At 41.1% G+C, this 19,192-nt stretch carries 18 protein-coding genes, 1 tRNA gene and 1 riboswitch; of the genes, 10 read left to right on the forward strand and 9 right to left on the reverse strand.

Going from position 1 to position 19,192, the window contains the following annotated elements; all coding sequences use genetic code 11:
• The first annotated feature begins 48 nt into the window (after window positions 1–48).
• Both ACCB35_RS07925 and ACCB35_RS07930 read left to right on the forward strand, forming a co-directional pair.
• Window positions 49–567 carry a DUF1850 domain-containing protein gene (locus tag ACCB35_RS07925; RefSeq protein WP_374056455.1) on the forward strand — a complete coding sequence of 173 codons (519 nt, stop codon included), beginning with the start codon at window positions 49–51 and terminating at the stop codon, window positions 565–567.
• The gene (locus tag ACCB35_RS07930; protein WP_374056456.1) at window positions 554–2,539 is read left to right on the forward strand and encodes a TRAP transporter permease; all 1,986 of its coding nucleotides are present in this window, start codon (window positions 554–556) and stop codon (window positions 2,537–2,539) included. Before ACCB35_RS07925 ends, ACCB35_RS07930 begins: the two co-directional genes overlap by 14 nt.
• 56 nt (window positions 2,540–2,595) lie before the next feature.
• Here ACCB35_RS07930 and ACCB35_RS07935 read toward each other — a convergent pair whose 3' ends face one another.
• Window positions 2,596–2,820 carry a hypothetical protein gene (locus ACCB35_RS07935; protein ID WP_044337650.1) on the reverse strand — a complete coding sequence of 75 codons (225 nt, stop codon included), beginning with the start codon at window positions 2,818–2,820 and terminating at the stop codon, window positions 2,596–2,598.
• Window positions 2,821–2,967: 147 nt separating this feature from the next.
• Here ACCB35_RS07935 and ACCB35_RS07940 point away from each other — a divergent pair.
• Window positions 2,968–3,039, forward strand: a tRNA-Val gene (locus ACCB35_RS07940).
• A 184-nt stretch (window positions 3,040–3,223) separates the two neighbouring features.
• Here the strand turns inward: ACCB35_RS07940 and ACCB35_RS07945 are convergent.
• Window positions 3,224–3,424: a hypothetical protein gene (locus ACCB35_RS07945; protein ID WP_188048455.1), complete on the reverse strand. Its 201-nt coding sequence runs from the start codon at window positions 3,422–3,424 to the stop codon at window positions 3,224–3,226.
• 312 nt (window positions 3,425–3,736) lie between these two features.
• Between ACCB35_RS07945 and ACCB35_RS07950 the strand changes: the two genes are divergently transcribed.
• Window positions 3,737–3,937 carry a cold-shock protein gene (locus ACCB35_RS07950; RefSeq protein WP_034763533.1) on the forward strand — a complete coding sequence of 67 codons (201 nt, stop codon included), beginning with the start codon at window positions 3,737–3,739 and terminating at the stop codon, window positions 3,935–3,937.
• A gap of 124 nt (window positions 3,938–4,061) precedes the next feature.
• On the opposite strand, the gene ACCB35_RS07955 is transcribed toward ACCB35_RS07950, so the two are convergent.
• On the reverse strand, window positions 4,062–4,193 hold the full coding sequence (locus tag ACCB35_RS07955) for a hypothetical protein (RefSeq protein ID WP_374056457.1): 132 nt from the start codon (window positions 4,191–4,193) through the stop codon (window positions 4,062–4,064).
• A 183-nt stretch (window positions 4,194–4,376) separates the two neighbouring features.
• Here ACCB35_RS07955 and ACCB35_RS07960 point away from each other — a divergent pair, with 183 nt between their 5' ends.
• From ACCB35_RS07960 to ACCB35_RS07970, 3 genes are all read left to right on the forward strand, one after another.
• Window positions 4,377–5,144 (forward strand): 3-hydroxyacyl-CoA dehydrogenase, encoded by a 768-nt coding sequence (locus tag ACCB35_RS07960; protein WP_374056458.1) that lies wholly within the window; start codon window positions 4,377–4,379, stop codon window positions 5,142–5,144.
• A gap of 113 nt (window positions 5,145–5,257) precedes the next feature.
• Window positions 5,258–6,403, forward strand: coding sequence for an acyl-CoA dehydrogenase family protein (locus ACCB35_RS07965; protein WP_374056459.1), 1,146 nt, complete (start codon window positions 5,258–5,260; stop codon window positions 6,401–6,403).
• A 14-nt stretch (window positions 6,404–6,417) separates the two neighbouring features.
• Window positions 6,418–7,572 carry an acetyl-CoA C-acyltransferase gene (locus ACCB35_RS07970; protein ID WP_374056460.1) on the forward strand — a complete coding sequence of 385 codons (1,155 nt, stop codon included), beginning with the start codon at window positions 6,418–6,420 and terminating at the stop codon, window positions 7,570–7,572.
• A 111-nt stretch (window positions 7,573–7,683) separates the two neighbouring features.
• Here the strand turns inward: ACCB35_RS07970 and ACCB35_RS07975 are convergent, their stop codons facing one another.
• A complete protein-coding gene (locus tag ACCB35_RS07975) occupies window positions 7,684–8,610 on the reverse strand; it encodes a nucleoside hydrolase (protein WP_374056461.1) in 927 nt (308 codons plus the stop codon).
• A gap of 118 nt (window positions 8,611–8,728) precedes the next feature.
• Window positions 8,729–9,589, reverse strand: a complete 861-nt coding sequence (locus ACCB35_RS07980) for a MurR/RpiR family transcriptional regulator (RefSeq protein ID WP_374056462.1) — start codon at window positions 9,587–9,589, stop codon at window positions 8,729–8,731.
• 163 nt (window positions 9,590–9,752) lie between these two features.
• Between ACCB35_RS07980 and gndA the strand changes: the two genes are divergently transcribed.
• A complete protein-coding gene (gene gndA / locus ACCB35_RS07985; protein ID WP_374056463.1) occupies window positions 9,753–11,165 on the forward strand; it encodes an NADP-dependent phosphogluconate dehydrogenase in 1,413 nt (470 codons plus the stop codon).
• Between the two features lie 43 nt (window positions 11,166–11,208).
• Here gndA and ACCB35_RS07990 read toward each other — a convergent pair whose 3' ends face one another.
• A complete protein-coding gene (locus ACCB35_RS07990) occupies window positions 11,209–11,385 on the reverse strand; it encodes a hypothetical protein (RefSeq protein ID WP_172655620.1) in 177 nt (58 codons plus the stop codon).
• Window positions 11,386–11,511: 126 nt separating this feature from the next.
• On the reverse strand, window positions 11,512–12,288 hold the full coding sequence (locus ACCB35_RS07995) for a SurA N-terminal domain-containing protein (RefSeq protein WP_374056464.1): 777 nt from the start codon (window positions 12,286–12,288) through the stop codon (window positions 11,512–11,514).
• Between the two features lie 641 nt (window positions 12,289–12,929).
• Window positions 12,930–13,111, forward strand: a riboswitch (cobalamin riboswitch).
• A gap of 147 nt (window positions 13,112–13,258) precedes the next feature.
• On the opposite strand from ACCB35_RS07995, the gene ACCB35_RS08000 reads away from it, so the two are divergent.
• Both ACCB35_RS08000 and ACCB35_RS08005 read left to right on the forward strand, forming a co-directional pair.
• The gene (locus ACCB35_RS08000) at window positions 13,259–15,505 is read left to right on the forward strand and encodes a ribonucleoside-diphosphate reductase subunit alpha (RefSeq protein WP_374056465.1); all 2,247 of its coding nucleotides are present in this window, start codon (window positions 13,259–13,261) and stop codon (window positions 15,503–15,505) included.
• 19 nt (window positions 15,506–15,524) lie between these two features.
• On the forward strand, window positions 15,525–16,562 hold the full coding sequence (locus ACCB35_RS08005; RefSeq protein ID WP_374056466.1) for a ribonucleotide-diphosphate reductase subunit beta: 1,038 nt from the start codon (window positions 15,525–15,527) through the stop codon (window positions 16,560–16,562).
• Between the two features lie 315 nt (window positions 16,563–16,877).
• On the opposite strand, the gene ACCB35_RS08010 is transcribed toward ACCB35_RS08005, so the two are convergent.
• Both ACCB35_RS08010 and ACCB35_RS08015 read right to left on the reverse strand, forming a co-directional pair.
• Entirely contained in the window at window positions 16,878–18,344 is a 1,467-nt protein-coding gene (locus ACCB35_RS08010; protein WP_374056467.1) for an aldehyde dehydrogenase family protein, read from the reverse strand.
• Between the two features lie 19 nt (window positions 18,345–18,363).
• Window positions 18,364–19,107: an SDR family oxidoreductase gene (locus tag ACCB35_RS08015; RefSeq protein WP_374056468.1), complete on the reverse strand. Its 744-nt coding sequence runs from the start codon at window positions 19,105–19,107 to the stop codon at window positions 18,364–18,366.
• Window positions 19,108–19,192 lie beyond the last annotated feature (85 nt).

Consider the following 19,192-nt stretch of genomic DNA (forward strand, 5'->3'; position numbering starts at 1 on the left):
TCTGGAGAAATAAGCCAGTAGAAATAATGGAATGGTGGGGATTTCGTTTTGAAGAAATATTCATTTGCAGGAGCAATTCTCATTATTCCCGTTCTCTTAATCATCATCTTTATACCCTTTCAAATTTTCATAGTAATCGAACCTAGGAATACGGATGGGACCGCCGCCCTTTTCAAACTTCCTGACGATCATTCATTTTCGGTTCGTTACACCCATTCTATTCATCTCTCAGAAGTAGAAGAGTTTTATCGCCAATCTACTAATCAAATTCAACAAACAAAGCTACTTTATGAAGATACTGCGATAGGTATGCCTGCAAATGCAGAAGGAGATGAAACCTTCAAAGTAACAAAAGAAGGAAAATATTTAATTTCAAATATGAATAAAGTGTTTCCGTACATTGATATCCGAATCGGGCAGGTAGTTGCCAATCATCGACTCGTGATCGATGGTAAGGCCTATCCTTTAGCCGACTATTTCGATAAAGGATCTGTCGTCCGGCTTCAATTAAAGAAACAATCACTTTATGATCAGTGGAGAGGAGTGACTGTTGTTGGAAAAAGATAAAGAATTCGAATCGTTAACCTCCGAACAACAACAAGAATTACTAGAAAAGTATGATCCTGAATCATCGACGAGAAAGCTTCATCATGGACTGTTCAAATGGATCATATTCTTTGGTTTATTAGCATTTTCATTATTTCAATTAGTAGCATCAATCTTTCAATTCATCCCTAGACAATTATTATTATCCATACACCTGGGGTTTGCTTTATCACTTGTCTTTCTATTATTCCCGGCAAGAAAGAAAAATTTACGCAAAGATAAAGTGGCTTGGTATGATGTCGTTCTCTCTATCATATCTGTCGGGATTGGTGCTTACTGGCCGATCATGCAGGATGACATTGTCAGCAGAGTAGGATTAATGACATCACTTGATTTTTACGTTGGTTTTGCTGCGATGATTTTAGTATTAGAAGCAACCCGTCGTGCCGTCGGTTTGCCCATCACCATCATTGCTTCTTCATTCATTCTCTATATGTATTATGGAAGATTGATGCCTGGATTCCTGGCACATAGAGGCTATGATTGGGACGATATCGTTAAAACGATGTTCTTCACAAGTGAAGGGATTCTTGGAACGCCATTATATGTTTCAGCAACCTTCATCTTCCTATTCCTGTTATTTGGGGCCTTCCTCGTTAAAACAGGCGTGGGTCAATACTTTAATGATTTAGCTGTTGCGATCGCCGGTAAACGCACGGGTGGTCCTGCAAAGGTTGCCATATTCTCGAGTGCATTGCAAGGAACGATCAGCGGAAGTTCCGTTGCAAACGTTGTAACATCGGGCTCCTTTACGATTCCAATGATGAAAAAGCTTGGCTATCGTAAAGAGTTCGCTGGTGGAGTAGAGGCAGCAGCCTCAACGGGTGGCCAATTAATGCCGCCAATCATGGGAGCTGCAGCATTCTTAATGGTTGAATTCATCGGTGGTATCTCTTACTGGGATATTGCAAAGGCTGCCACCATTCCTGCTCTTTTGTATTTTACAGGAATTTGGATCATGACTCATTTTGAAGCGAAGCGAATCGGTCTGCGCGGTCTTTCAGACGAAGAAATGCCGAATCGTAAAGAAGTATTAAAGAAAATCTACTTGTTAATGCCGATTCTTACAGTCATTATTTTATTAGTCAGCGGTATGAGTGTTATGCGTGCAGCGCTTTGGTCAATTGTTGCTACAATCGTGATCAGCGCGATCCGGAAAGAGACAAGGATTGGCTTTAAAGATGCAGTCGACGCACTGGTAGATGGTGCCCGGACCGCTCTTTCCGTAGCTGTAGCGACTGCTGCTGCAGGGATGATTGTAGGGGTAGTGACGAAAACCGGTTTAGGTCTTACACTTGCGAATGGTTTAGTAGACCTTGCTGCAGACTTAACAAATTCAACAGAAGGTAAATTAATCCTGACTCTGGTGTTTACGATGATTGCATCGATTGTGTTAGGGATGGGATCACCAACAACAGCTAACTATGTAATCACGTCGACAATCGCTGCACCGGCGATCATCCTGTTAGGTGCACCTGAGTTAGCGGCCCATTTGTTTGTCTTTTACTTTGGTATCATTGCAGATATCACGCCGCCTGTGGCTCTTGCAGCATTTGCCGCCGCCGGGGTGTCAGGAGGAGAGCCGATACGGACCGGGGTCAATTCTGCTAAATTAGCAATTGCCGCCTTTATCATTCCATATATGTTCGTACTGTCACCTGAGTTGCTGATGATTGATACAACTATCCCGAGGTTATTATGGGTTGTCTTTACGGCCATAACCGGAATGATGGCCATTGGTGCAGGTATGATCGGGTATTGGTACCGAAGAGTGTATGTTGTTGAACGTTTCCTTTGTGTAGCAGCCGGTTTAATGCTGATCTATCCGGAGGGAAGCACAGACATCATTGGTTTAGTATTATTTGCTGTTATGCTCGCGTTACAATTCTTCATTAAAAGAGAAGACAAAGCACCAAAAAATGCAACAGCATAAACAAAGATGCGTGAGACTGACCTAATTAGGTCGGCCTCACGCATTTTAGTTTACAACTAGGATATGGTCCGTTTTGTATAAGGAAGAAGGGGATAAGCGGCCAAAATATCATGTAGTCTGAATCTCCGAAACTCTTTTCGTAAAAAGCAATAGGCAAGAATAATGTCCTCATCGATTTTTTTAACGATGATCTTTCTTTTCGTGCAAATGGATTCAGGAGTCATATAGATGATTACAATGGGGCGTTGGTCCATGAATGAGCGTTGTAATACCGTATTCATTTGGGGCTCCTCTCCTGGAAGTGTACTCACAGTATATACGAACGAACGTTCTTTTATTCGCGGATTCTCAGAAAATAAATGTTTAGAATAAAAAATGATTGACATTTTTCTAATCATGACTATAATTTAATATATACCTTCCATTGCGACTTGTTAGCTCAGTGGGAGAGCACTTCCTTGACAGGGAAGGGGTCGTGGGTTCGAATCCCTCACAGGTCATACATAAAGAAAGCCTGCATCTTTATAAAGATGCAGGCTTTCTTCTTTTATATGGAGATCAAATCTTTATCAAGGATTCTAAGTATTAAACAGCCAGCACTGTCATGCCCTTAAAAGTAAAAAGGACTCTGTTGGCATTCACGTAAGAGTCCTTGAAAAATTATATTATGATATGATCATTCTGTTAGTTGACTTCTAATTCTTCCTCAAAATAAAACGTGCCAGGATGTTCTTTTACGATATACGAGTATCGCTTCATGTTTTTAACGTATTGCCATTTCAATATTGTCACTGTTTCTCCAGTTTCCTTTATCGTAACCATTGCGCCATTACTAAACCGATTTTTTGTGGATTTCATTGGGCACTCCCTTTCATATTCTCTCATTATACCACAGTTTATCCTTCATTTTAGAGTCTCATTAAGGATAAATCTTGATAAAAATATTGTTAGCGCTTTAATGGGCATATAGGTAGTATTCATTAATAACTATAAAAAACATTTGATGGGGGAAGGTCGTGTGAGAGGTCTGACTTTCAAAACTTCTCCTTGAAGAACTTGCTTATTTGTTTCATTACTGTTATTCTATAGAAGAATTATTTTTGTCCGGTATACGAGGGAAGAACAAGATTTGGTTTTCACCTGATATCGCAAGAATAGTAATACATTGTGTGTAACGCACTTTAGGAGGCAACAAACATGGAAAATGGTAAAGTAAAATGGTTTAACGCAGAAAAAGGTTTCGGATTCATCGAAGTTGAAGGTGGAGACGACGTATTCGTACACTTCTCAGCGATCCAAGGTGAAGGTTTCAAATCACTTGACGAAGGTCAAGAAGTATCTTTCGACGTTGAACAAGGTGCTCGTGGACCACAAGCAGCTAACGTTCGTAAAGCATAATCTAACTTTACACATCCAAAAACAGACTCATTCGTGAGTCTGTTTTTTTATGGGATCATAAGACAAAAATCGTCTCTTCTTCAGGCTTTTTTTATCTTTGAACTCAATAAAAACCCGTACTATTTTATTGATTCTTTCCTAAATCCTTCTTCGTTACTTCACTGCGGATATTGATTTCTTTCGAGAATTCAGTACCGCTTTTTTTATTGTTTGGGTATTTATTTTTTCGTTCACGATTATCATTTTTATTAGTCATCGTTGTTTCCTCCTAAATTGTAAATGGTTGTTACATTCTTATTCTTAACAAGTGATATTTCGTTATCCTTGGTAAGTAAGGGAAGGATTTTGAGTAGACAGAATTTTAAAAACATTATATCTTTTTCCTCCACACAACGCTAAAATTAATGTATATGCTTTTATATGAGTGGAGGGACTTATCTTGGAATTGAAAGAAATAGTGGCTTTGGTGACAGGTGGTGCATCCGGTCTGGGTGAAGCTACAGTAAGAAGGATTATTGAAGAAGGTGGTAAGGCCTATATCCTGGATCTCAATGAAGAGAGAGCAGCTGCGTTAAAACATGAGTATGGGAAATCCATTGGTTTTTATCAAACAGATGTAACAAAGGAAAATCAGGTTTCAGAGGCTTTGAACGGGGCCATACAGGCTTTTGGGGGGGTAAATACTGTGGTGAACTGTGCAGGGATTGCCCCGCCTGGGAAAGTGGTAGGAAGAAAGGGGATTCATTCTCTTGAGCATTTTTCCAAGGTGATTGAGATTAATTTGATTGGTACGTTCAATGTGATTCGTTTAGCTGCGGATAGGATGATGGGGAATACTCCAAACCAGCATGGGGAGAGAGGGGTTATCGTCAATACAGCTTCAGTTGCGGCATTTGACGGGCAAATCGGTCAGGCTGCTTATAGTGCATCAAAGGGTGGAGTAGTCGGGATGACACTTCCGATTGCCAGGGAGCTTGCAAGGGATGGTATCAGAGTGATGACGATTGCGCCAGGATTATTTCATACTCCGATGTTTGACACGCTGCCTGATGAAGCAAGAAACTCGCTTGGGAAAATGGTGCCATTTCCACCAAGGCTCGGTTACCCTTCTGAATATGCTCAATTAGTAAAGAGTATACTCGAGAATCCAATGCTGAACGGTGAAACCATCCGATTAGACGGCGCGATTAGGATGCAGCCTAAGTAACCATTTAAAACTATGGTGAATGTTAACCACTAATGAATGCATGTTCATTCACTTTTGGTGAAAATGAAAACGCTTAATAAATGGAATCCCATATGAAAAGAGGTTGAGTACGCATGAAACATCCTTATTTATCGGAGGATCATAGCATATTCAGGAGTGCACTTCGAAAGTTTTTACTTAAAGAAGCTTATCCTTATTATGATGATTGGGAGAAAAACAGAATGGTTCCAAGGGTCTTTTGGACGAAAATGGGAGAGCAAGGATTTCTTTGTCCCGACATTGACGAAGAGTACGGTGGAAGTGGAGTGGATTGGGGATTTTCCGTCATTATTAATGAAGAATTGGAACGGGTGGGCTCTGGTTTGATCGGGATAGGATTGCACAATGATATTGTGGTCCCATATATATCTGAATATGGAAGTGACGAACAGAAAAAGAAGTGGCTCCCCGCATGCACGAGTGGAAAAATGATTACGGCCATTGCCATGACTGAGCCTGGTACAGGATCAGATTTAGCAGGGATTAAAACGACGGCCAAGCTTGAGGGGGACCATTATATTGTGAATGGTCAAAAGACCTTCATTACAAATGGTATACAAGGGGATCTGGTGATTGTGGCATGTAAAACAGATACGACCATCAGCCCGTCTCACAAAGGTATCAGTTTGATCGCCATTGAAAGGGATGCACCCGGATTCTCCAGGGGAAGAAAGCTGGATAAAGTTGGTTTGCACTGTCAGGATACAGCCGAACTTATCTTCGAAGATTGTAAGGTGCCAAAAGGGAATCTTATTGGGGATGAAGGAAAAGGATTTCATTATCTGATGAATAAGCTCCAGCAGGAACGTCTTGTCGTAGCGATTGCCGCACAGACGGCGTCAGAGGAAATGTTCTCTCTCACGATGGATTATGTGAAGAACCGCCAAGCGTTTGGTAAGAATATAAGTCAATTTCAAAATACACAATTTAAGATGGCGGAAATGGCGACGGATATTGAAATGGGCAGGGCTTTCCTCGATGGCTTGATCTCCGAACATATGGATGGGAAAGATGTCGTGACGAAGGTTTCCATGGCCAAATATAAGCTGACTGAAATGGCCCGTCATATCGCTACTGAATGTATGCAGCTCCATGGGGGATATGGTTACATGGAAGAGTATCAAATCGCAAGAAGGTACCGGGATATTCCTGTAGCAAGCATTTATGCAGGTACTAATGAAATCATGAAAGTGATCATTGCGAAGAATTTAGGATTATAGAAAGGAAGAGGCAGATGAGAGAGGTTGTCATTGTAGAAGGTATTCGATCAGCGGTCGGGAGAAGAAAGGGTTCATTGAAAGATATGAGGCCGGATGATTTGGCTGGAGATATTCTAAAGGGGTTAATGGACAGAACGGGGATTGACCCTGGGCTAGTCGATGATGTCATTTTAGGCTGTGTCACTCAATCAGGTGAGCAAGCTGGTGATATTGCCAGGGTGGCTGCATTGATTGCCGGTTTTCCAATCGAGGTACCTGGTACGACAATCGACCGGCAATGCGGATCGAGCCAGCAGGCTGTTCATTTTGCATCACAAGCAATTCTTTCCGGCGACATGGATGTCGTGATTGCTGGTGGGGTAGAGAATATGTCAAGAACTCCAATCGGTTCAAACTATCAGGGGTCTGCTTTTAGTGAAAAGCTTCGAGAGCAGCATGAAATCATACACCAGGGACTATCAGCTGAAAGGATTGCAGAAGAGTATGGATTCAGCCGTGAAGAGCTTGATCAATTCGCATTCTCAAGTCATCAAAAGGCGTTAAAGGCACAAGAAGCAGGTTATTTTGATAGGGAAATTTATGAGGTGACGGTTAAAGGACCGGACGGAACTTCTTTTTCATTTTCTAAAGACGAGGGACCAAGAAAAGAAACGTCTTTGGAAGTACTGGCAAGTTTAAAACCTGCATTTAAAGAAGATGGAATCATTCATGCAGGTAATGCTAGCCAAATTAGTGATGGGGCAGCCGCACTTCTTCTGATGACAAGAGAGAAGGCAGAAGAATTAGGGTTGAAGCCACGATTCAAGGTCCATACACGCGTCGTAGTGGGTTCTGATCCAACCCTTATGCTTACCGGCCCAATACCCGCAACGAAGAAAGCTTTACGCAAGGCAGGAATGTCGGTGTCGGAAATTGATCTTTTCGAAGTGAATGAAGCTTTTGCGCCAGTGGCCCTTGCGTGGTTAAAGGACATGGGAGCAGATCCTTCAAAGTTAAATCCAAATGGGGGAGCAATTGCCCTGGGACACCCCCTGGGTGCGAGTGGTGCTCGAATCATGGTAAGCATGATGCATGAGCTTGAACGTTCCGGGGGGAGATTTGGCCTCCAAACGATGTGCGAGGGGCATGGGATGGCAAATGCCACGATCATTGAAAGACTGGACGCCTGAGAAATTGGATGCAGACATAAAAGGTGAAGTGGATAAGAAGCTGGAGAAGGATGCACGGGAATATCGGAAGTGAAAGAGTAGGGACGGAACCTTGGAACAAGGTCCGTCCCTCTACTTGCTCATGATCGTCATGAAATCATGGATAAATGCCTGGTAATCCAGTGAAAGGTAGATTTTTGTAGTGGACTCTTTTTCTTCTGAACCGACACGGAAATCAGCTATGGACTCCCCGCGGGCTTCTCCAAAAATTTGAACATCTACATCCCTCTTGAGGTAGCTGCCCATGTCAGGGTTCATGAGTAAAGAGAGGGTCAGAACATCGTGGAGAGGAGCTCCGCTAATACCCGGTATCAACTTCTGATAAGCTTGTAAATAATAATCATATACTTTATCAAGGATTTTGATCAAAGGACTTGAGGAGGCATTCTGGATTTCCTGGATTTGCGACTTCGTTATGATCGCTTTATTTGTCACATTCAGTGGTACCGATGTAATATTTTTCACTTGGGTCATGACAAAATTACTGGCTACGGGATCACCATAGAAGTTTGCCTCAGCTAATTTAGTGACGTTCCCTGGTACAAAAAAGGCGCCACCCATAATGTGAAATTCTTTAATCTTCTCTCCAAACTTATCATCCAATATAAAAGCCACGGCTAAAGAAGTATTTCGTCCTACATCCACAACCACAATGTCCTTAAAGTTTTCCACCAACTTAAAGATTTCCGAGAAATTCAGTAATTCCCCTTTTATGGTATCAGGTGGACGAATTGGCCCTAACCCTTCTTTCCCATGAATCTCCGGATAGTAGACAGGGTATTCCCCTGTACAGGATCGAGTGGCACCTCCGATGATCGGAATATTCGTTTGATTGGCCAGGTGAAGCAAATAGGCGACATTATTCGTTGCCTGTTCTTTATCCACATTCCCATAACCTGATACAATTCCAATAATATTAATTTCCGGGTGTAAAAGTGCGTACATGATCGCTATGGAGTCATCGATTCCAGGGTCAGCAAAAAGGAGTATGTTCTTCATTTAGTAATCTCCTATAGATATGTTTTGTTCCAATATATGTATAGGATAATGTAATATGCTGCACCTTTAGCCCTTGATCAAAAAAAGACTATCCTTCAGATAGCCGTTAGTGGATATACTATATTTTCTTAATGGAGATAGCGTCACGCATTTTTAGCAAAGAGTCTTTCGACAGTTCATTTCTTTTCATCATGGTATTAACATATAGTGCATCCACAATACTAAGCTGACTAATCCTTGAAGCTAGTGCTTCTGACCGATACTCGGTCTCCTGAGATACGGTAAATAGAGGAATATCGACGCCATTGCTTAGAGGGGATTTAGCAAAATGAGTGATGGCAATGGTTTTGACACGATTTTTCTTGGCAACTTCCAGCACTTCCATTAAATCTTTGTTCGATCCTGAATGAGAGATAAACACAATCACATCTTCTACTGTTAGTTGAGAAGCCGAGATAATCTGCATATGAGAATCATTGTAAGCCGTAGTGGTCATCCCTGTTCTAAGAAACTTATGATGAGCATCCATGGCAACAAAACCAGATCCACCCGTTCCGTAAAATTCGATTCTTCTGGCACTAAGCAGCCCTTGAACGGCTCTCGTGAACATCTCCTCGTCCAGCAAACGTGATGAATCCTCTAGGGTTCTAATATTAGATCGGAACACTTTTTGGGCAATAACTCCTTCAGAGTCCTCCTCATTGATCGTTTCATGAATATCTTTAATAGGATTTACGAGGTCCGAAGCCAGGGAAATCTTCATGGCCTGGTAGCCTTTAAAGCCTAATCGCTTACAGAATCGGAAGACTGTGGCGTCTGCAACCCCCAGGTCCTCTGCTACACCACTAATGGTAGAGTGGATAATTTTTTCAGGATTAGCAATAATAAAATCTGCAATCATCTTTTCTTTTTCACTGAATTGGGAGTAATGGGTTCTGATTCGTGGCAAGCAATGTTGTACATTTTCATCGGTATTCATGTATAACCTCCTTTTTGCATTTACTACTGATGAAAATAATTTTAACCTAAATGACAAAATAAAAAAATATTATTTCATAAAAAACACACCACGGAAAATTATTTCGTATTATAATATAAACGGTGAAAATATATTTACTCGATTTGAAAGGAATGTTCAATCTATGACAAAACAACAAATAGGAGTCGCTGGTGTCGGAGTGATGGGAAAGAGTCTGGCCTTGAATTTCGAAAGCAGAGGCTATTCAGTTTCTATATATGATGTTTCTGATGAGAAGGTAAGGGAAGTTCTTGAAGAACATCCGGGAAAGAAAATGGTCGGTACACACGATGTGAAGGAGTTCGTCCAGTCATTGGAAACACCACGAAAAATATTAATCATGGTACCTGCCGGTAACATCACCGATAAAGCGATTGAGTCATTGCTTCCTCATTTAGATCAGGGAGATATCCTGATTGATGGAGGAAACACATACTTTGAAGATACGGTCCGCCGCAATAAGGAACTTGATGAAAAAGGAATCAACTTCATCGGTGCAGGCGTCTCGGGCGGGGAAGAAGGCGCTTTATACGGTCCTGCCATCATGCCGAGCGGTCAGAAGGAAGCATACGATTTGGTCGAGCCTTTCCTGACAGCAATCGCGGCAAAGGTAAAGGGCGATGCATGCAGTACATATATCGGTCCGGATGGATCAGGCCATTATGTGAAAATGGTCCATAATGGAATTGAATACAGTGATATGCAGCTTATCTGTGAAGCGTATTATCTTATGAAGAATGTATTGGGTTTAAGCGCAACAGAGCTGCATGAAATATTCAAAGAATGGAACGCGGGGGAGCTCGACAGCTACCTGATTGAAATCACGGCGGATATTTTCACAAAAGTGGATGAAGAAACAGGAAAGCCCCTTGTTGACGTGATCCTGGATACAGCAGGCCAGAAAGGAACTGGGAAATGGACGAGTATTTCTGCACTGGAATTAGGTGTACCATTATCAATCATTACTGAATCTGTGTTTGCCCGTTTCATTTCTGCAATGAAGGAAGAAAGAGTGAAGGCAAGTAAAATCTTAAGAGGACCAAGAAATAAGGAGTTCTCAGGTAACAAAGAAGAGTTTATCGAAATGATTCGTAAAGCGTTGTATTTAAGCAAAATTTGTTCGTATGCACAGGGTTTCGCCCAGCTTCAATCTGCTTCGGATGAGTATAACTGGGACCTGAAGCCCGGCGAGATTTCCATGATCTTCAGAGGTGGATGCATCATTCGTGCAGGCTTCCTGGAAGAAATCAAGAAAGCTTATGATCGTGAACCGGGATTAACGAATTTACTTCTTGACCCATATTTCAAGGAAATCGTAGAAAACTATCAGGAGGAAGCTAGGGAAGTGGTGGCTACAGCCATTAAATTAGGGATCCCTGTACCAGGTCTTGCGAGTGCTTTAGCATATTATGACAGCTATCGCTCTGAGTCACTGCCTGCCAACCTTCTTCAAGCCCAACGAGATTACTTTGGAGCCCATACGTATCAGCGAGTGGATAAGGAAGGAACATTCCATACGGATTGGTTATCTAAATAAAAGAGTGCCCTGTGGGAATCCCACAGGGCTTTTGATTTACGTATTATTCTTTGCTTGATGAGTCATCTTTCGTATGATGTTTATTTTTCTCGTCCAGCTGCTCTTTTTTTAAGTCATCGAGGGGAATTGGATCCACATTTTGCTCACTTTCATGCTGATCGAGAATGCCGTCATGATCTTGATTGATTTGTTCGGGATTGTCATTGGCCCTCTTCGTCATAATCTTTCATCCTCCCTTAATGAGTCGTTGTTGTACCATACCCTTCTTGATCAGAGAAAAACATAATGGGGGAATAGAACATAAGAAAGCCACCTATCTGGATAGGTGGCTTTCTACAATGATGCTTTAGATTTTTACATCAACTTTAGCATTTTTCTTTAAATCTTCTACATGCTGAACAAGTTTTTCTTGTTTTTTCTGTTGTTCTAACTGAGTCTTGATCTGAGGTTTAACTTCTTCGAATTTTGGTGCGTCCTTTGATTCACCTTGACCTTGCTGACTTGCATACTGATCGTAGAATTTCTTCATTTCCTCTTCAGAGACTTCTCCTACTTTGATTTCTTTCTCAACGTAGTTTGTGTATTTGATGTTTTCAGCGATTTGAGTTTTTAACTCATCCATCGTAAATCCGGCTTTTTTCATTGCGTCTTCAAACTTCTTTTCATCACCATACTGCTTTTTAACTTCTTCCAATTGTTTATTGATTTCGTCTTCAGATGCTTTGTAGCCTTTTTCATCAGCCTGCTGCATAAGGAGTGTTTGTCCAACTAGACTATCAATCGTTTGTTCTTTTATTTTCTTTGCTGCATCTTTACTTGTCGGGTCTTGTCCCATCTGTTGATACTGCATTTGTGATTGAGTCAATACGTTATTGAAATCTTCACCTTTAATTTTTTCGTCGTTTACAATGGCAACGATCTTATCTTTTTCAACCTTCTGTTCATCCATTTTCTTCTGCATTTCTTCCATTTGCTTCGCTTGCTCTTCTTGAGCCTGTCCATCGCTTTTTTCTTCTGTTTTCGCTTTATCGTTAGCTTGTTTTTGGCTCTCCTCGTTCGAACCGCAAGCGGCTAGTCCAATCGTTAATAATGTCAATAGTAAAGCCGTTAATAATTTTTTCATAATAGACTCCTTTCAGAAGTAAGGTGTGATTTCAAAAAATCACTTAATGCGCATTTTAAATGAAAAGCCAGTAAAAAGAAAGTATTTAAGCCGAAAAGTATAGATTGTAATAAGGTTGAAATACAGTGCATTACTAATAGGTCCCTCTTTCACTATAATGTATGCAGTTACATCCGACTGTCAACTGCCGGGCAGAAATGAAAATGTAAGAACCCTGCTGCTAAAAAAAGAGGCTGTTTAAATCGAGATATCTTCCTCCATTTAAACAGCCTATAAAAAATATTGGGGACCAAAGAATACTGTCAAACAACCTTCTATTTGAATTATAGAGAGTGCTTATCATTTTCTCAACTAACATATATGAAGGTGTCGGGGGACTAGTGTCCTTTTGAACATACTATTCAATCTTCTCCTATTCTTTTCATGGAAAATAATAATTATAAGCATATTTCAAAGGAAGGATTTTTCCTTCCTTCTTTATAACATATCTTGACTTTACGAGTGTAATAGCGTGATACTAGTAAAAGATTCTAGCTTCAAAACAAAATAAATAGTTTCACTTGTAAAATTATTTTTAATCGTTTATGATTTAACAGAACACAACATTTTGTGTTCCATTTCATTAATTCAACTATATATTGATAATGACCTGTGAATAGGGTGTCTGAATGGACTTAAAAGGGAATCCGGTGTGAATCCGGAGCTGTCCCCGCAACTGTAAGTGCTGACGAAATAAGGAACTGCCACTGTCGTATACGATGGGAAGGCCTTAGAGTAGGGTGAAGCATGAGTCAGGAGACCTGCCTTGTTTATCATGTATTATCTTCTTCGGGAATTGGGAGGATAAAGCGAGGATTGGAATAGGCCGTTTAGCCTATGCATATATCTATCGTACATAAAGCCCATCCGCTAAGAAGGATGGGCTTTTTTTGACTCCTTCCCACACTGTATAAATTTGGGAGGAATGATGATGTCAATCGTATCACAGGATCAAAGGATCAAAATGGAAGCGAAAGCGATTCTTACAAAACTCCACAGTCGCTTTCCACACCTACCTTTTAAAGAATTCGATGAAAAGACTTTTAAGTATGCAGAAGGTCAATCTGAATCGAGCAAAGAAAAGCTATACCATTTCATGATCCTCACGGCAGTCGAACGAATTTCTGCACATGAACCTGATTGGACGTATGTTGCTGCAGAATTATATTTAGTGAAACTCTATCGTACCGTCGCTTATTCAAGGAGAGTTGAAGAAAGCGTGCTGTACAGTTCCTTTTATGAATTAATTCAAGAATTGACTGATAGAAAACTATTTACGACCGAACTATTGGAATCCTATAGCAAAGATGAAATTGACTCTTTGGGGAGGATCATGGACGCATCTAAAGACCATCTGTTTACGTACATAGGGATCGTGACATTGTCAGAGCGGTATTTAACTAAATCCCATGATGGTGAAATCCTTGAATTACCGCAGGAGCGATTTCTAATAATCGCCATGACACTCTTTATGAACGAACCCCGTGATAAGCGGATGGCGCTCATTCAGGAAGCATATTGGGCACTTTCCAATTTGTATATGACGGTAGCAACACCTACGTTCGCCAACGCCGGCAAAAGTCATGGTCAGTTATCAAGCTGTTTTATTGATACGGTGGCAGATGATTTAAGAAGTATTTACGACAGCAATACAGATGTTTCCACATTAAGTAAAAACGGTGGAGGACTTGGTATCTATTTAGGGAAGGTCCGAAGCCGGGGAAGTAATATCAAAGGTTTCAAGGGAGTAAGTTCAGGTGTCATTCCGTGGATGAAGCAGTTAAATAACACAGCCGTATCCGTTGATCAATTAGGTCAGCGTCAAGGAGCGATCGCTGTTTACTTAGATGTATGGCATAAGGACATTTTTCCTTTTCTTGATACACGATTAAATAATGGAGATGAAAGACAGCGTACCCATGACCTTTTCACGGGTGTCAGCTTACCTGATTTATTTATGGAGCAAGTGGAGAAGAGAGGGGAATGGTATTTATTTGATCCTCATGAAGTAAGGGTGGTCATGGGGTATTCACTGGAAGATTATTATGATGAACATGATGGAGGAGGTTCTTTCAGGGATAAGTATTGGGAGTGTGTAGAATATCCCGATCTCTCAAGGGAAGTCGTCCCGGCAATTGAAATTTTTAAGCGGATCCTGATTTCCCAGCTCGAAACAGGAACACCATACATGTTTTACCGTGACTCAGTTAACCGGCTAAATGCCAATGGGCATAAAGGGATGATTTACTGTAGTAATTTATGTACGGAAATCGCCCAAAATATGAGTGCGACAGTCATGGAAGAAGAGGTTATAAAGGACGGGAAAATCATTACCTATAAATCTCCCGGAGATTACGTCGTCTGTAATCTGGCATCTGTTTCTTTAGCTAAAACAATCATGGATGATGAACTGGAAAGAGTCGTATCCATAGGTGTAAGATTACTTGATAATGTCATAGATATTAATAAACTTCCAGTCCTGCAAGCCCAATTGACAAACAGGCGCTATAGGGGGATTGGATTAGGAACCTTTGGGTGGCATCACCTCCTTGCATTAAAAGGGTTGAAATGGGAGAGCGATGAAGCCGTTGAATATTGTGATTCCCTTTACGAGGAGGTTGCCTATTACACGATAAAAGCCAGTCATGAATTAGCAATAGAGAAAGGTTCTTATCCATATTTCAGCGGTTCAGATTGGTCCACAGGAGAGTATTTTTCAAAGAAAGGGTACTCTGGACCTAGGTGGGATGCACTCAAGGATGATATTTCTTCAAAAGGAATCCGAAATGGGTATTTAATGGCCGTGGCACCTAATTCATCCACCTCGATCATAGCGGGATCCACTGCAAGTATAGATCCTTTATTCAGATTAGAGTACTCGGAAGAAAAGAAGGATTATAAGATTCCCGTGACAGCCCCTGATTTATCGCCTAAGACCACCTGGTATTACAAAACGGCTTATAACGTAGATCAGCACTGGAGTATTAAACAGAATGAGATGAGACAGCGTCATATAGATCAAGGAATATCGTTTAACTTGTATGTGCGGAATGACATCAAGGCGATAGAGTTATTGTCTCTTCATTTAGATGCATGGAAGTCAGGATTGAAAACTACCTACTATGTGCGATCAACATCTGTTTCAAATTTTGAAGAATGCGAAAGCTGCCATAGCTAACAGGAAGGAAGAAGAGAACGTGAACGAATTAAAGGAGCGAATCTTAATAGATTCAAAGGCCCCAAATAAATCAACAGGTATCGTAAACGGGAAAAGCTCGAATATATTAAACTGGGATGATGTCAGGTTCTCGTGGGCATATCCGAAATATAAGAGAATGCTCGGGAATTTCTGGACACCTTTTGAGATCAACATGGCAAAGGATATCAAGCAGTTCCCTACTCTTTCATCAAGGGAGCAGGAGTCCTTCTTGAAAATTATCGGCCTTCTGGCTCTCCTAGATAGTGTGCAGACAGATTACGCGGGTAAAGTGGCAGACTATCTCACTGATTCCAGCCTGAATGCACTGATGATCATTCTGGCACAGCAGGAGGTCGTCCATAACCATTCGTACAGTTATGTGTTATCCAGTATCGTGTCCAAAAAGAAACAGGATGAAGTGTTTGATTTCTGGAAGAACGATCCAATCTTAAAAAAGCGGAATGAATTTATCACGAATGGATATAAAGGATTTGTCGAATCCCCAACCATTGAGAATCTATTAAAGTCGATTATTTATGATGTGATTCTGGAAGGATTGTTCTTTTACTCCGGGTTTGCCTTTTTCTACAATTTGGCCAGAAATCAGAAAATGGTGGCGACCTCTACGATGATCAATTACATCAATCGGGATGAACAACTGCATGTCGGCTTATTTGAAAAAATATTTAAAGAGGTACTGAACGAGAACCCTTCTTATCAAACGGAAGAGCTGAGTTACTTTGGACAAGATGCTTTCAAACAGGCGGCTCTCCTGGAGATTGAGTGGGGAAGGGAAATCATCGGATCTCACGTTGATGGGCTGTTAATGAGCGATCTTGAAGATTATATTAAATTCATGGCGAATAAAAGAGCCAAGCAGCTGGGATTTGAAGAGCCATTCCAGGGGTATAAATCGAATCCTCTAAAATGGATCATTGCCTATCAGGAAGTGGACAGAGGGAAGACCGATTTCTTTGAACAGAAATCAAGACAATATACGAAGACTTCGGATGCTAATGGGTTTGATGAACTATAAAATTAGATTAGTCGTGATTAGCCAGTTCGCCGTTATATTTGAAATTTCGCCGATAAAAGTACTGATTTCGCTGATAAAATCAGAATATCGCCGATAAAATGAAAATATGGCTGATATCCAGTCAACTTTAAATAATAATGAATGGAATTTTGGTAACTTGTTATTGAAATGGACCAACTTCCTTTCAAAATGCGTTTTTCAGAGCTAAATGCTGTATTTTTCTCATTGAAAAGCAGTTTTTTATTTACAGATTTTATAAAACTGCATTACAATCATCCCATAAGAAAAGCGAGTCATCACGACTCGCTTTTTGACTTATTTCTTCTCAATAAAAGGTCCATAATCTCTTCTCTTATGTTGAACGGCGACCCATTTAACCGTTGTGAATTCTTCAAGAGCCCATTCGCCATTGAAACGGCCAAGACCAGAATCCTTTTCTCCTCCGAATGGCATGTGCGGCTCATCATTCACAGGTTCATCATTAATATGAATCATCCCGGTCTGAACTTGGTGTGCAAGATTCGTCGCCCTCTCAATAGAAGCTGAATGTACAGCCCCACTTAACCCATAAGGATGTTCATTGGCCAAGCGGATCGCCTCATCGTCATCTTCAAACGGGATGATGGCTGCTACAGGTCCGAAGATTTCATTTTTCGCAATCGGCATTGAGTTGGTTACGTGAGTCATTACGGTAGGGTGCAATAAATTTTTATCAGCGTTGCCTCCTAATACAACTTCCGCTCCTTGTTCCTTGCTGCTTTCAATATCCTTCAGGATTCGGTCTACTTGATCTTGGTCAATTAAAGGACCGATATGGGTTGTTTTATCTGAAGGATCTCCTGCATTTAGTTCTTTTACACGTGATACAAAGGTTTCGATAAATTTATCGTACATGCCTCTTTGAACCATGATCCGGTTTATAGACATGCAAATTTGTCCTTGATGATAAAACTTACCGAATAGGGCAGATTCAACCGCCTGATCAAGATCCGCATCATCCAAGACGATGAAGACGTTATTCCCTCCTAACTCAAGAGCAGTCTTCTTGAGGTTCTTTCCAGCAAGCTCACCTATCCGACGTCCCACCTCAGTGGAACCTGTAAAGGAGATTAAACGCGGAATCGGGTGAGTGACGATATCATCACCTATTTCTGACCCCTTTCCGACGACTACATTCAGTAATCCCTTTGGGAGTCCCGCTTCCTCAAAGATGCTTGCAAATAATAATCCGCCTGTCACAGGGGTGTGGGTAGCGGGTTTAACCACCACACCGTTTCCGGTTGCTAAAGCCGTTGCGATTGAGCGTACAGCTAAATGGAAAGGGAAATTCCAGGGGCTGATTACTCCCACAACTCCCAGTGGTTCTCTATAGACACGGTTTTCTTTCCCGGGCACTTGAGAAGGCAGGATTTTTCCTTCCATTCTGTAAGGGTAGGTTGCCGCCTCCTTCATACTATTAATGGAGACCTTCACTTCGCCTGCCGCTTTCATGTATGTGCTGCCAGACTCTTTGATGAGCCAATCAATGATCAATTCCTGATTGTTTTCGACGACATGGACGGCTTTTTCCATCACTTCTCTTTTTACTTGAGGAAGTTCCTTCGCCCAGGCTTCTTGAGCTTTTTGAGCTGATTTATATGCGGTGTCCAGATCTTCTTTACTGGCAGCTTTAAAGGAACCAAGCTCTTTATCATTGAATGGGTTTTTATTGGGGATCAAATTCTCACTGCTTCCCTTAACCCATTCTCCATTAATAAATAGTTTATCGAATTGTGTATTCATGATTCATCCTCCTTGTGGTTTACATGTCTTGTTGCGTAGGGCGTACGATGATTTCATTTACATCTACATGGTCCGGCTGCTCGACGGCGTAAGAGATCGACTTCGCTATATTTTCACTGTCGAGTGGCTTCATGTCACGATCTTTAAACGCGGCTAATATATCTTCATCCGTAATCGTTTCTGTCAGTTCGGTTGCAACTGCACCTGGACAGATAATCGTCGTACGAATGTTATGGGAAGCGTTCATTTCCTGCCTTAAACCTTCTGTAATCGCACGAACGGCATATTTGGTCCCACTATAGACGGAGCTTCCGGGCATCACTTTATGACCTGCTACGGAAGAGATATTTACAATATGTCCTGACTTTTGTTCTTCCATATATGGGAGAACAGCAGATATTCCATAAAGTACTCCTTTAATATTCACATCAATCATCTGATCCCATTCTTTAATTTTTCTTTTATTTATTAATGAAAGGGGCATGAGTCCTGCATTATTTACTAGAATGTCAATATGGCCGGCCAGTTCTACCGTCTTTTTAGCCAGTTGTTCCATTTCTTCTGCATTCGTCACGTCTGTTACATGGTAATAAGCAGTTCCGCCCAATTGTTCAATTTCATCCTTCAATTCTTGTAATCGTTCTTCGCGTCTTGCCGCAAGCATCACGGTTATATCTTTTGAGGCTAATTCCTTCGCGGTAGCTTGTCCGATCCCACTGCTTGCTCCTGTAATAATGGCAACTTTCTTCTTATCATTCTTCATTTTTTTCGTCCTCCTCATTTTCTAGTGTCCACTATATTGTTTACACTCTGGAGCAAATGATTAAACAGGAAGGAGAGAGTTGGGG

This window comes from Rossellomorea sp. FM04394, from assembly GCF_041889765.1.
Lineage (GTDB): Bacteria > Bacillota > Bacilli > Bacillales > Bacillaceae_B > Rossellomorea > Rossellomorea aquimaris_B.

Coding starts and splice junctions, on each gene's coding strand:
- ACCB35_RS07935 (WP_044337650.1), bottom strand. CDS start 2,820: ATGAATACGGTATTACAACGCTCATTCATGGACCAACGCCCCATTGTA.
- ACCB35_RS07945 (WP_188048455.1), bottom strand. CDS start 3,424: ATGAGAGAATATGAAAGGGAGTGCCCAATGAAATCCACAAAAAATCGG.
- ACCB35_RS07950 (WP_034763533.1), top strand. CDS start 3,737: ATGGAAAATGGTAAAGTAAAATGGTTTAACGCAGAAAAAGGTTTCGGA.
- ACCB35_RS07955 (WP_374056457.1), bottom strand. CDS start 4,193: ATGACTAATAAAAATGATAATCGTGAACGAAAAAATAAATACCCAAAC.
- ACCB35_RS07965 (WP_374056459.1), top strand. CDS start 5,258: ATGAAACATCCTTATTTATCGGAGGATCATAGCATATTCAGGAGTGCA.
- ACCB35_RS07970 (WP_374056460.1), top strand. CDS start 6,418: ATGAGAGAGGTTGTCATTGTAGAAGGTATTCGATCAGCGGTCGGGAGA.
- ACCB35_RS07975 (WP_374056461.1), bottom strand. CDS start 8,610: ATGAAGAACATACTCCTTTTTGCTGACCCTGGAATCGATGACTCCATA.
- ACCB35_RS07980 (WP_374056462.1), bottom strand. CDS start 9,589: ATGAATACCGATGAAAATGTACAACATTGCTTGCCACGAATCAGAACC.
- gndA (WP_374056463.1), top strand. CDS start 9,753: ATGACAAAACAACAAATAGGAGTCGCTGGTGTCGGAGTGATGGGAAAG.
- ACCB35_RS07990 (WP_172655620.1), bottom strand. CDS start 11,385: ATGACGAAGAGGGCCAATGACAATCCCGAACAAATCAATCAAGATCAT.
- ACCB35_RS07995 (WP_374056464.1), bottom strand. CDS start 12,288: ATGAAAAAATTATTAACGGCTTTACTATTGACATTATTAACGATTGGA.
- ACCB35_RS08000 (WP_374056465.1), top strand. CDS start 13,259: ATGTCAATCGTATCACAGGATCAAAGGATCAAAATGGAAGCGAAAGCG.
- ACCB35_RS08010 (WP_374056467.1), bottom strand. CDS start 18,344: ATGAATACACAATTCGATAAACTATTTATTAATGGAGAATGGGTTAAG.
- ACCB35_RS08015 (WP_374056468.1), bottom strand. CDS start 19,107: ATGAAGAATGATAAGAAGAAAGTTGCCATTATTACAGGAGCAAGCAGT.